The organism is Sporacetigenium mesophilum DSM 16796 (genome assembly GCF_059569055.1).
In genome coordinates this window covers 81,336-94,273 of sequence record NZ_JCANUR010000006.1, presented here as the reverse complement: position 1 = coordinate 94,273, position 12,938 = coordinate 81,336, and the positions used below count along the sequence as shown (strand labels likewise).

15 protein-coding genes are annotated in these 12,938 nt (G+C 30.1%); 6 read left to right on the top strand and 9 right to left on the bottom strand.

The genetic code is table 11. From position 1 onward, the window contains the following. Positions 1-24: 24 nt before the first annotated feature. Positions 25-1,827: a DUF2207 domain-containing protein gene (locus BS62_RS07100; RefSeq protein WP_496490564.1), complete on the bottom strand. Its 1,803-nt coding sequence runs from the start codon at positions 1,825-1,827 to the stop codon at positions 25-27. A 155-nt stretch (positions 1,828-1,982) separates the two neighbouring features. Between BS62_RS07100 and BS62_RS07095 the strand changes: the two genes are divergently transcribed. Both BS62_RS07095 and BS62_RS07090 read left to right on the top strand, forming a co-directional pair. Then, positions 1,983-2,534: a cupin domain-containing protein gene (locus tag BS62_RS07095; RefSeq protein ID WP_496490563.1), complete on the top strand. Its 552-nt coding sequence runs from the start codon at positions 1,983-1,985 to the stop codon at positions 2,532-2,534. Positions 2,535-2,623: 89 nt separating this feature from the next. Continuing rightward, positions 2,624-4,198, top strand: coding sequence for a hypothetical protein (locus BS62_RS07090; protein ID WP_496490562.1), 1,575 nt, complete (start codon positions 2,624-2,626; stop codon positions 4,196-4,198). Positions 4,199-4,244: 46 nt separating this feature from the next. On the opposite strand, the gene BS62_RS07085 is transcribed toward BS62_RS07090, so the two are convergent. From BS62_RS07085 to BS62_RS07070, 4 genes are all read right to left on the bottom strand, one after another. Further along, complete coding sequence (locus BS62_RS07085; RefSeq protein WP_496490561.1) at positions 4,245-4,508, bottom strand: hypothetical protein; 264 nt, start codon at positions 4,506-4,508, stop codon at positions 4,245-4,247. An 18-nt stretch (positions 4,509-4,526) separates the two neighbouring features. Continuing rightward, positions 4,527-5,777, bottom strand: coding sequence for a DNA polymerase Y family protein (locus BS62_RS07080; protein ID WP_496490560.1), 1,251 nt, complete (start codon positions 5,775-5,777; stop codon positions 4,527-4,529). Between the two features lie 146 nt (positions 5,778-5,923). Further along, the gene (locus tag BS62_RS07075; protein WP_496490559.1) at positions 5,924-6,226 is read right to left on the bottom strand and encodes an AzlD domain-containing protein; all 303 of its coding nucleotides are present in this window, start codon (positions 6,224-6,226) and stop codon (positions 5,924-5,926) included. Further along, positions 6,219-6,950 (bottom strand): AzlC family ABC transporter permease, encoded by a 732-nt coding sequence (locus tag BS62_RS07070; protein ID WP_496490558.1) that lies wholly within the window; start codon positions 6,948-6,950, stop codon positions 6,219-6,221. Before BS62_RS07070 ends, BS62_RS07075 begins: the two co-directional genes overlap by 8 nt. Before the next feature lie 123 nt (positions 6,951-7,073). Here BS62_RS07070 and BS62_RS07065 point away from each other — a divergent pair, with 123 nt between their 5' ends. Next, entirely contained in the window at positions 7,074-7,625 is a 552-nt protein-coding gene (locus tag BS62_RS07065) for a helix-turn-helix domain-containing protein (protein ID WP_496490557.1), read from the top strand. A gap of 49 nt (positions 7,626-7,674) precedes the next feature. Here the strand turns inward: BS62_RS07065 and BS62_RS07060 are convergent, their stop codons facing one another. Further along, positions 7,675-9,108 carry a DEAD/DEAH box helicase gene (locus BS62_RS07060; protein ID WP_496490556.1) on the bottom strand — a complete coding sequence of 478 codons (1,434 nt, stop codon included), beginning with the start codon at positions 9,106-9,108 and terminating at the stop codon, positions 7,675-7,677. A gap of 264 nt (positions 9,109-9,372) precedes the next feature. On the opposite strand from BS62_RS07060, the gene mntA reads away from it, so the two are divergent. After that, on the top strand, positions 9,373-9,780 hold the full coding sequence (mntA, locus tag BS62_RS07055; protein WP_496490555.1) for a type VII toxin-antitoxin system MntA family adenylyltransferase antitoxin: 408 nt from the start codon (positions 9,373-9,375) through the stop codon (positions 9,778-9,780). Next, the gene (hepT, locus tag BS62_RS07050) at positions 9,770-10,186 is read left to right on the top strand and encodes a type VII toxin-antitoxin system HepT family RNase toxin (protein WP_496490554.1); all 417 of its coding nucleotides are present in this window, start codon (positions 9,770-9,772) and stop codon (positions 10,184-10,186) included. Before mntA ends, hepT begins: the two co-directional genes overlap by 11 nt. A 118-nt stretch (positions 10,187-10,304) precedes the next feature. Here hepT and BS62_RS07045 read toward each other — a convergent pair whose 3' ends face one another. Then, positions 10,305-10,934 (bottom strand): flavodoxin family protein, encoded by a 630-nt coding sequence (locus tag BS62_RS07045; RefSeq protein ID WP_496490553.1) that lies wholly within the window; start codon positions 10,932-10,934, stop codon positions 10,305-10,307. Positions 10,935-10,985: 51 nt separating this feature from the next. Further along, complete coding sequence (locus BS62_RS07040; protein ID WP_496490552.1) at positions 10,986-11,486, bottom strand: nitroreductase family protein; 501 nt, start codon at positions 11,484-11,486, stop codon at positions 10,986-10,988. Positions 11,487-11,624: 138 nt separating this feature from the next. On the opposite strand from BS62_RS07040, the gene BS62_RS07035 reads away from it, so the two are divergent. Further along, positions 11,625-11,999, top strand: a complete 375-nt coding sequence (locus BS62_RS07035; protein WP_496490551.1) for a winged helix-turn-helix transcriptional regulator — start codon at positions 11,625-11,627, stop codon at positions 11,997-11,999. Between the two features lie 77 nt (positions 12,000-12,076). Here the strand turns inward: BS62_RS07035 and BS62_RS07030 are convergent, their stop codons facing one another. Beyond that, complete coding sequence (locus tag BS62_RS07030; RefSeq protein ID WP_496490550.1) at positions 12,077-12,622, bottom strand: NADH peroxidase; 546 nt, start codon at positions 12,620-12,622, stop codon at positions 12,077-12,079. Positions 12,623-12,938: the final 316 nt, after the last annotated feature.

Below are 12,938 nucleotides of genomic sequence, written 5' to 3'. Positions count from 1 at the left end.
GTGATTTTGATTGCGTTTATTTATCTAGAAGCCACCTGCGCCGCCACCGCCAGCGCCTCCTCCTCCACCTCCGGAGAATCCGCCTCCTCCAGAAGAGTATGAACCTGTGGTTCCAAATGAGCTATTCATACTTTTATTAAAAGCATTGTTATCGTTATTCATAAATAAGATATACCATATTAACCAACCATTATGAGAGTATAATTGATTAGAGTTATTATCTTTATAACTTAATTCATCTATCTTTTTTCCTGCATCTAAACTTAATGCATAAATTAAAGATGGGTCTGAAGAATGCTTTATTACATCTTCTTTAGTTAAGTCATTATTATTTTTTTTCATATACTTCTTAAAGCTAATCCACTTCTTACGCTGGATGTATCCATAGTCTGAAAGTCTAAATAACAACGAGATTCCATATATAAGGAAGATCATAGAAATAGCCATACTTGCTATTCCAAATAAACTTTCATAAACCAAAGTGAATATACTTAATATGAAAAATATAATTGATGTTATTATGAAAAATACTCCATATTTTGTCTTGCTTTTGTCATAATATCCTTTAAGTAAGGAATCTTCTTTTACTTTACTTTTCCACCCATTATACAAGTTTACAAATTTAGTACTTCTATTTTTACCGAAGTTTTCTATATTCTTAGTACTTACAGAATTTCCATTACCCATTTCGTTAAACATCCAATTCATAAAATATTTTTCATGGTTTAACAATGAGTAATCTTCTTTTTTTAGTTTAGTTATAACAAAGTTTTGATTGGCTGAATTTTGATATTTTTTGCCTTCTTCATCACTTATCTTTAAGTATCCCTTTCTAAAAAGGTCTAATATAGTTGCAAATATTGTATTATTACTTATGATAGTTCCTGTTAAATAAGATGCTACAACAGGTGTACAGTCCTCAGGAATGCTCATATATTCTTCATTTTCATAGGTATTTTTTCTTCTAAATATAGCTAGGAAAATAAGAAATATCACAAATCCAATACTAGGACCCCAAATAGAAATTTGCTCTAATACACCTTTAATTTTTGCATTTCTTATTTTATCTTCTATTATCTTTTTTTGAAAAGCTTCTTCTTCATCTATTATATTAGAATAATTGTTTATATTTTTAACATTATTTGATAAAGGAATGAACTCTCTTGGAAAAAGTACTCTTCCTTCTATAAAAGTATTTGAAGGTACATCTTCTACATACAGTGAGTAAATATTATTGTTTTCTTTATTGATTTCTCCATTTAATGGTCCATGGGCAAAAACCTTTACTATATTATTGTTATCAGATTGAGGAAGTTTAATATTTACTTTAAAAGTTCCTATTGGTGTTTCATTTTCATCTCCCAAAAACTTATAATATAACTCTCCTATGTCATTGTATTTTATAGCTACATCTTTTACTAAATAACTTATTCTAAATGTCTTTTGTATATCTTCTGAAGGAGAAAATATCTGAATAATTATTTTTCCATCTTCTTCTTTTGTTAAGAATACATCTGAATCTCCTTTGTTGGCATCCCTAACATGTGCATATTCCCTACTTTTAGATCCTACAATTTCTTGAACGTTGATATCTGATATTCCTGAAGTTTTATCAAGTACAATTTCCCTGAATACTCCATTGAATTCATCATTAAATTTAAAGGTAATATCTTCTTCAATATTTAAATCTCCAGTTTCAAGAAGATTTGCGTCTACAATCCATTTTGGTATTTCTAAGTCTTCTTCTGCATTTACATTCTTTGGAAAACAAGTTATCATGGCAAATGCAAATAAAAATATAATAATACTTCTAAAAGCTTTTTTCACTTTATCACCCCTTTATTACTATTATATTACAATTTCAGTATATACCATAGCCTATTAATCTGTGATATTATAATATTCTTTTAAATAAAATCACATTTGCAAAAAATATATCATATTATAATCCTGAAAGACTCTATATGAAAGGATTGAATAATATGAATAATTACTATAAGCAATCTCAATGTCCATCCCCTTATTACTTTAATGCACCAATGTTTAACATGCAAAATATGTATGAATTTTATCAATATCCTTACTGGCTTTACCCAACAATGTTTAACCCAGGCCCATTTTCTCAGTTTGAAGATTATGGACCAGATCCATTTGTAGTTAATATTGAAGATGCTACTATAAAAAACAATACATTCCGTACTGCTTTATGGACAGGAGAAAATTTACAAGTTACATTAATGAGCATAGCTGTTGGAGATGATATAGGTTTAGAAGTTCATCCTGATGGCGATCAATTTATACGTGTAGAAGCAGGTCAAGGAATTGTTCAAATGGGTGATAGAAGAGATAGATTAAACTATCAGAAAAGACTATCCGATAACTTTGCCATTATGATACCTGCTGGTAAGTGGCACAACATAATAAATACTGGTAATACACCACTTAAAGTATATGCTATTTATGCACCACCTGAACATCCACGTGGTACAGTTCACAATACTAAAGCAGATGCACTAGCTGCCGAAGAGGATTAGAAACTAATATAAGCAACTTTCTATTTTAAATCAAATTATTATGAAAGATTATTTTTTAAATATATACTCCTATGAAAGGAATGAATAATATGTATAACTTTTACAAACCATTTCCCTATTATAACCCACCAATGTATACACCACAGCATTTCCCAGTTAATAATAAAACTGGAAATATAAATGATTTTATATCTACACTTAATAACAGAGGCTTTATTGTTCAAGAAGGAGAATTAAGATATTTTGACATACTAAAGCTATGTAGTATGGGTTTATTTGAAGATTGTGTTGGAAATCACGCAGGTGCTCCATATGCAATGTGTATGCTTCCACCAGCTCCAAACCAAGATCCAGCAAAAGGACAGAGACCTCCAGTAGGATACAATCCTAATAACCCGAATAATTATCCAGCCAATATAACTTATGGAATACCTGGGCTTACCTATAAACTACGCCCTGATGAGGCTATTGTATTAATTGGAAAGACGCCTCCACCGACATGTTACTTTGGTTTTAGAAGTTATATTGGATTTGCCCAAAATCAACCACAAAAAGAATACACTAAAGATACTACAGTAGCTAGCAAAGCTATTATGATAGGAGATGAATATACTGGTGAATATCATAGGCTTTTTAACAGTTTGGGAGACCAATTGAATAATTTTAATATATGGACTTCTAATACTCCAAAAGGAACATATGGAAATTCTTTTTTAAGCAATACTATTATTATTAGTACTGCAGACAAAGGAATAAATAAACAAATGCGTGACGCCCTTAATGTATCTGGTTTTAGTCCAGATATTATGAATGATGACAACATCCCTATGGGTCTTGTTAATATGGGTCTTGAAAAAGGTAGGGATACCTTTATGTTTGTTATGAGGGCTATAGTTTGGCAAGATCAAAATATGGGATCCCAATATCTTGATGATCTTAGAAAATACTTCAAGGTTCTTCGCATTACCCCAAGACGCCCTGTGACTAATTTGAAGCCTTGGCCAGTACCAGCTCTTAAGCCTAGAGAAACAGGCATTACTGAATTTAAAATTCTTCAAAATGCAAGGAATGAGCTTGCTTATCTAAGAAATGAGATAATTAATAAATATAAAAGTGAAGAATACGATTATGTAGAGCTTAATTTAGATCTTAATAAAAATATGTGGGTACCTGATAACTATGAGTCAACAGTATTAGATTTTGATAGTGTTGGAGATAACAGAGATGCAAATTATGTTAAAACAGAAATTTTCCAATTAAATTCTGATGATGATTTTGTTATATTATATGGGGTTAACCATGTACAAACGGGAAAAGTAGTATTTAATAACGCTAGTTTCTACGGATATGAGCTTTTTAATGGAGTTGCTGTAGCACAGATTTCTCTACAGTTCCAAAATTCTGCAGCTGAGTATTTCCCTGAAGGTTATAAAAACCAAAAATACTATTATGTATCTAAGTTTACAAGAAAGGCTGATGATGATGGAATTGTAGTACCATATAGTACTGGAAATCCATCTGGAAAAGCATTCGGTGTTGACAACAACGAAGACGCTTTTATAGCTTTTAGGATTTATGTTGATAAAGATACTTTAGTTGGCCCTGCCTTATTTGATATTATATGGGACCGTGCAATTTTATTTAAGAAAAAGCAAAGTTCATAAAATTAAGAAAGCCTTCCATAGTTAAATTATTATAGAAGGCTTTTATCTAAATTTTGTATAATATCCATTTACAAGTCCTAAGGTCATACTTTATTTCAAACTGCTTCATTACATTGTCAATTACACTTTGGCATTTGTATACTAACATTGAATTACCTGCTAGCTTTTCATGTTCTTTAATAATAACGTTATCTACTTTCACTACCTTTCCAGTATTATCTTCTCCTTCTATTCTAAATTTCAATGGTTTTATATCACCAGTTTTATTAGTATATGCTATCATTTCGATTGGCTTTGCAATAACTTTCATAATTACTCCCCTTTTCTTTTATAACATAGAACTCATCAAAGGATGGTCTTCATCTTTTGAACCACCAGTCATAGAGCTCAGACCTGAATGTAGAAAACACGACCTAAAAATGGATTTATGTCCATGCTTTAACCTTATATTATCAATTACCTTATTTAACTTATTATCTTTATCATAGTCAAAGGTATCTAACAAAGAATACTGAAAAAAATCATTTGTACAAAAATCAGTTACACTTACTCCTAAATGCCTTATTTTATTATTTTTCCATGCATTATCAAATAAACAAATAACTTCTTCATATATTTTTCTTGTAGAATCTGTAGCTGTACTTAGTTTCTTTTGGCGAGAATATGATATTAAATCATTACCTCTTATGCTCACTGACACTACATTGCAACAGTTTTTAGAATCTCTCAATCTCATGCCAACTGTTTCACACAAAGATAACAAAACCTTATGCGCTGTTTCCCTATCATCTACATCAAATGCTATAGTTGTTGAATTTCCTATACTTTTCATTCCAATATAATTGCTTTTTCTAACTTCTGAATTATCTATACCATTTGCATAGTTATGTATTAATTGACCGTGGCTTTTTAGAATACTTCTTAAAACATTTATATCATAGTTTGCCAAATCTCCTATGGTGTGGATATTTAGCTTATGTAATTTTGGCGCTGTAGCTCTACCTACCATGAATAGTTCTTCAACTGGAAGTGGCCACATCTTTTCTTTTATCTCATTTGGAAATAACGTATGTATTTTATCTGGTTTTGTAAAGTCAGATGCAACTTTTGCAAGTAACTTATTATTTGATATTCCTATGTTTACAGTAAAACCTAATTCATTTTTAATTCTATCTTTTATAGTTTGTGCTAACTTCATATAGTCTGGATATAAATGCTCCATATTGGAAAAATCTAAAAAACTCTCATCTATACTAAATCTTTGAATTTGTGGTGTATACTCCATTAGTATTTCGTGCATTGCCGAACTACATTGGGTATATAACCAATAACTTGGCGGCACAATAGTTAGATTTGGACACTTACTTCTAGCATTGTATAAAGTTTCACCAGTTATAATATTGTACTTCTTAGCAGGAATTGATTTTGCCAGTACTATACCATGTCGACTTAATTCATCTCCCCCGACTACAGAAGGTATATTTCTAAGGTCCACTTGATCACCTTGTTGAATTCTATATGCTGCCTCCCAACTTAGGTATGCACTATTAACGTCTATATGAAAAATTAGTCTACCCATATAACATCACCTTTTTAAATAGTCTTTATTTCTTCTCTATAGAACATATGTTCTATATTAGTATTATATACTACTTTTTACCAATTTATAAGGGGTTTTTGAAAAAAAATAAAAAAAGTTGTATCTTTTTAGATACAACCTTGGTTTTAGAAGAAAATTTGGCTAAGATATACTACACCTACAGTACCAAATACCACAAATGTAGAATTTAAATTAATAAAGGAAAGTATTATTGCTGTTGTTGCTCCGATTATAGAATGTTTAAAATCTCCACTGGCACTAAATACACCAGGAAAAATCAATGCACTTAACATTGTATATGGCAAATAATAAAAAAATCCTTCAAAGAACTTATTAAGTTTTAAATCACCAAACCATAATATAGGAATTATTCTTGGAATAAATGTTACAACTCCCATTAACAATACAAGTAAGTATAAATTATTCATCTTTATTTACCTCCTTGGTATGTAAGTATCCCCCTATTGACGATGCTACAAGTGCTGTAACAATCATAACCCAGCCTGTTGAAATCTTAAAAGGTATATATGTAATACATATAGAAATTGCTATTGATACTAGGCAGATTAAAGCTATTTTTCTTGATTTTTTAATAGAAGGTAGCAATATACTTATGAACATAGCATATATGGAAATCCCTAAGCTATTCATAAGTTCTGGATTTATACTTGATACCACATAAACACCAAGGAATGTTCCAATATTAAAGGATATAAATAAAAAACCCTGTAATCCTAAAAGATAAGAAAATCCAACTTTTTCTTCATCAATAGATGATAATATAGCAAATGTTTCATCAGTAACTGTATATCCAATTATAGCTCTTTTATTTTTTGAAAGATCTTCTTCTGTTTTAATAGACATTGCTGAAGATATTAAAAGATTCCTTATATTAATCATGAAAGTTGTTAATATAATTTCTGGATATGGGGTTCCTAGTGAAATTAGCTTTATTCCCATAAACTGACTGCTACCTGCATAAATAACTGCCGACATCATAACTATTATGATATTTGGGATATCATATGATTTTGCAAGGAGTCCAAATGTAATGGCAACAGGAATATATCCAAATGAAATTGGAATACTATCTTTCACTCCATCTATTATAGATAATGAACTTTTTAATTGTTTTGTTTCATTGTTAGTCATATCTCCACCCTCTCTTTATACTATTCAACTTCTAAGAAATATATTATAATGTAAATAAATACAATATACCATACATTATACGCTATGCCGCATTTACTTACAATATACCATACGGAGGTTTTTATGGAAGATATTAAATATATAGTAGGTCAAAATTTAAATGCTATTAGAAAGGAACGAAATCTTACACTACAAGATTTATCTGATTTAACAGGTGTGAGTAAAAGCATGTTAGGTGAAATTGAAAGAGGCGTCACAAATCCAACAATTACAGTTTTGTGGAAAATTGCCAACGGGTTAAAGGTAGCTTTTGGAGTCCTTGTAAAAGAAAAAAAGCCCCCTGTATCAGTTGTCTACAACAAGTCTCTTAATCCTATTGTAGATACCAATTTCTATAGAGCTTCTACATTGTTTGAATATGACGATGAAAAAAACTTTGAAATTTATTTAAATGAATACAAACCTGGAAGTGTCCATGAATCAGAGCCCCACTACAAAGGCGTTGAAGAATATTCTCTTGTAGCTTCTGGATCTTTGAAGGTCCGTATTAAAGACGATGTATATGAACTATCCCAAGGAGATTCTATAAAGTTTGAAGCTGATCACCCACATGCCTATATTAATGAAAGTAGTGAACCTGCAAAAGTTTTTATGATCCTATATTATAATAAATAACATACAAATAGCCGACTATCACTTAGTCGGCTATTTGTATATAAAACTATTAATTTCCTTTTTTCTTTTTTCTAGAGTAATTTCTATTTGAACCTGTTTTTGTTTCATTATTCTTTGATGAAGCTTTTTCTCTACCTTTCCTATTAGGAGAAGCAGATTTTGGAGTTGAAGGCTTTCTTTTAGGTGCTGTTTTTAATTCACTAGTCTTATCAGTTTTTGCTTCATTACTTTTTGATGAACCTTTTTCTTTGTCTTTTTTATTAGTCGAAGTAGTCTTTGGTGTTGAAGTTCTTGGAGTTGAAGGTCTACGTTTTGGTGCTGCTTTTTTTAACTCCTCAGGCATATCTACTAATGGATATGGATGATCTCCAACTACAGTTATTGATTTTGATATTAACTTTTCAATTTCTTCTAGTAGAGGCTTTTCTTCTTCTGTGCAAAAAGAAATAGCTACTCCTTCATGACCAGCTCTTCCAGTACGACCTATTCTATGAACATAGGTTTCTGGAACTTCTGGTAAATTGAAATTGATTACATATGATAATTCATCTATATCTATTCCACGAGCTGCAATATCTGTTGCAACTAATATTCTTATCTTTCTTTCTTTAAAATTATTTAAAGCTAGCTGTCTTGCATTTTGTGATTTATTCCCATGAATTGCTTGAGCTTCAATTCCAGCAATTTCTAAAGCTCTTACTATATCATTTGCTCCATGCTTTGTTCTAGAGAAAACTAATGCAGAATCTATAGATATATCTTTTAATAAATGAATTAACAAGCGAACCTTATTACTTCTATTCACATAATAAACTGATTGTTTTATTATATCAACAGTAGAAGATACAGGTGTTATCTCTATTTTTACTGGCTTTGTAAGTAGATCATCTGCAAGTTTTGCAATTTCAGCAGGCATAGTAGCAGAGAAAAACATTGTTTGTCTCTTATCTGGAATATGGTTCATTATTCTTCTTACATCTGGAAGCATTCCCATATCAAGCATATGATCTGCTTCATCAAGTACAAAGTATTTTATATTACTTAATGAAACATATTTTTGGTTTATTAAGTCAAGTAATCTACCTGGAGTTGCAACTAAAATATCAACTCCTTTATCTAGCGCTTGTGTCTGAGGATTTTGAGATACCCCACCAAATATAACTAAAGTTCTAAGATTTAGATGTCTTCCATAAGATTCAAAACTATCTCCTATTTGAATTGCAAGTTCTCTTGTTGGAGCTAGTATTAATGCTTTTACTGGTCTTTTTCCTCTTAAGTTCTTTGGCTCATTTGAAAGACCTTGTAATATTGGTATAGCAAATGCTGCTGTCTTTCCAGTGCCTGTTTGAGCACACCCTAATAAATCCATTCCTTCAAGTAATGGTGGAATAGCTTTTGATTGTATAGGTGTAGCGTTAGTATATCCTTCAGTTTTTAAAGCCTTTTGTATTGGCTTAATTATATTTAAATTTTCAAATAACAATGGTATTCTCCTTTTGATTTTTATTTATTTATCTATATAAAGACAGTTGTCTTCATGTATACTGTATAAAGACTCACATTTTAGTATACATCTTATATTTTTTGTTGTCTACTTATACTATTATTTGCAGTTTTATCTATTTTTATAAAACATAAACCTAGGATCAATTTCCTCGGTTTATATATGGAAAATGTAGTTTTATTAAAACTAATATAGTAAAATATATATTAGAAGTCATATACTACGTAATTTGGAGATGAATTTATGTTAAATGAAAATTTATTTAAAAAAGCTATTAATATATTAGTAGAAAACCTTAACCCTCAAATAATATATTTATTTGGATCAGCAGCAAGAGGAGAATTAAGAGAAGATAGCGACATAGATATTGCTTTTTTAACAGACTTGCAGATATCAAATTACGAGCGCTTTATTTTATCTAGTAAAATAGCAGACATATTTAATAGAGATGTTGATTTAATAAATTTAAAGGATGCTTCCAGCGTATTTAAGGCCCAAATAGTTGGAACTGGCGAGAAAATATACTGTATCGATGAAAACATAAGAATGAACTTTGAAATAAGAGTACTTAAGGAATATGCCCTTCTTAATGAAGAGAGAAAGGTTATACTCGATAAGATTAGAGAGGATGGAAGCATATATGGGAAATGATGTTATATATAATAAAATAGCTATAATAGAAAGATGTCTACATAGGATAAATGAAGAGTACGATAATGATTTTAACAATTTAAAAAATTATACAAAACAAGATTCAATAATTTTAAATATCCAAAGGGCTTGTGAAGCTTCTATTGATTTGGCTATGCATATAGTTTCAGAAAAAAAATTAGGAATACCACAAAGTAGTAGAGATGCATTTGATGCCTTAATTGATAATAATATTATTGATGATAAATTAGGCAAGAAACTAAAGTCTATGATCGGATTTAGAAATATAGCTGTTCACAATTATCAAGCAGTAGATACAGACATACTAAAGAATATTTTAGAAAATCATTTAGATGATTTTAGAGATTATATTTATGTTATTAATAAAAAGGGCTCCCTAGAATAGAGTCTGTAAATAGATTTGTGTAAATATTGCATTAGTATTTTGTTTTAAGTAGTGATATTATAGGCTAGGTTATACTTATAACACTAGCCTTAGTTTTGTGAATAATTTTTTTATATAATTATCTAATAAAGTTTGTAAATACTTTCTTTTCTTTTTCTGGTTCTTCAACAGTTCCTTTTCCGTTTTCTACTAATTTCAATAAGTATGCCATGTTTTTTCCAAGTACTCTCATTATTTGTTTTCCTTCTTCATCTTCTAATGCATCACCTGGTTTTGTTCCATGTATTACATTCCAGTAATTTGAACTTGGCATAAGCATTTCAGAATAATTAATATAGTTATTTAATTGATTAAAAGTAGTAACCCCTCCTGAACGTCTAACAGCAACAACAGATGCTCCTACCTTATTCTTAAAAATACCAGAACTTGCAACATAAAATGCTCTATCTAAAAATGACTTCATAGTTCCAGCTATAGCTGAATAATGAACTGGAGAACCTAGTAATATACCATCTGCCTCTTTCATTTTTTGTATCCATTCATTTACTTCATCATTATCAGTTATACATTTATCCTCTTTATTTCTCGCACAATAACCACATGCAAGACAGCCTTTTACAGATTTATTTCCTACATGTATAATTTCAACTTCTATGCCTTCTTTTTCTAATTCATCTGCTACCAATTTTATAGCATGATACGTATTACCTTCTTTTTTAGGACTTCCATTAAATGCAACAACTTTCATGTATTTCTCCTCCAATATTATTAATAAATTATTTAAATTTTATATTTTTAATTACCATCTATCATAATGTATTCTACTTTTATCAAATCTATCTCCTGGTTTTCTATCCTCATCTGGATATCCAACAGGTATTATTGATAAAGGAATTACACTAGATGGTAAATTTAATAATTCCTTTACTGCATTTACTCTATCTTCAATTGGGTAAACCCCTAGCCATACAGCACCTAGTCCTTTATCTTCAGCAGCTATTAATATGTTTTCGGTAGCAGCTGAACAATCTTGAACCCAATATCCTTTATACTTTTCTTTATCTACATCTCCACAAACTACAATTGCAACATCTGCACTTGGTAGCATTTTTGCATATTGATGTATTTCAGTTATTTTTGTCATAATCTCTTTGTCTCTTAAAATTATAAATTCCCAAGGTTGTTCATTTCCAGCAGAAGGTGCTGCCATAGCTGCTTTTAATAATTCTTCAACTATCTCATTATTTACTTCTATATCCTTGTACTTTCTTATACTCTTTCTATTAAATATTGCATCCATTTGTATCCTCCTAGTTTAATACAATATTGATATATTTTTTAAACCATGTTACAATTATAAAAATTAAGTTTAATATTAGCAAGTACGCACTATTTTGTGCTATAGTACCCAAAAGGATACTATGGAAAGGAGACAGCTATGGGATCTAGTTGCCATGATTTAGAACTTAAAAATAAAACTTATACATGTACCTTTGAAATTACAATAGATTTAATCGGTGGAAAGTGGAAGCCTCTTATTATTTGGCATCTAGGCAAAGATGGAACACATCGATTTAATGAATTAAAAAAACAGCTTCCTCAAGTAACTCAAAAGATGCTAACTCAACAGTTAAGAGAATTAGAGGCAGATAATTTAATTAATAGAAAAGTTTATCCTCAGGTTCCTCCAAAGGTTGAATATTCATTAACTGACTTAGGCCAAAGTTTAATGCCTATCCTTAGTATGATGTGCAGTTGGGGAGATGATTATTATAAACAATCACATAAAAAAGAACTATCTCATGTAGAATAAATTTTATTTATATAGATAAATAAAAAAACTGTAGATAAATTTGTTTTTATACAAATCTATCTACAGTTTTATTTAATTTACTTTGTAAAATATCTTTCTAATAATCCTAAGAATGCCCTACCATGTCTAGCTTCATCTTTACACATTTCATGAACAGTATCATGTATTGCATCTAATCCTAATTCTTTAGCACGAGTAGCTAATTTCTTTTTACCATCTGTTGCCCCATATTCTGCATCAACTCTTGCTTTTAAGTTTTCTTTAGTATCAGCTACTACTACTTCACCTAATAATTCAGCAAACTTAGCAGCATGTTCTGCTTCTTCAAAAGCTATTCTCTTATAAGCTTCAGCAACTTCAGGTAATCCATCTCTGTCTGCTTGTCTAGACATAGCTAAGTACATTCCAACTTCTGTACATTCTCCTATAAAGTTAGCTCTTAATCCTTCTATTATTTCTTCATCAACACCTTTAGCTACACCTATTCTATGCTCATCCGCCCATACCATTTCTCCTGTTACTTCATTAAACTTCTCAGCTCCTACTTTACATACAGGACAAGTTTCTGGTGCAATTTCTCCTTCATGTATGTATCCACATACTGTACAAACAAATTTTTTCATAATTATTCTCCTCCTAATTTATGTTTATAATATTTTAATTTTATATTTAAGTTTTTATAAACAGTAATAGTTACTATTACTAACTTATAATCTATATATACCCGGGCATTTTATGTCTAAACATAATTTTAAAATATAGTATTAAATCTGGAGCTTGCAATCATTACAACTATTATTAGTCTTTGGATCAACCGTTCTAATATCAACAGAAATACCGACTTTATTTTTAAGTTTATAATATTGTCTATAAGACTTGCTTCCTTCTATAGCTGAACGTTCAAATTTATCATGCCTGATTTTAGTAACCAAAAAAATA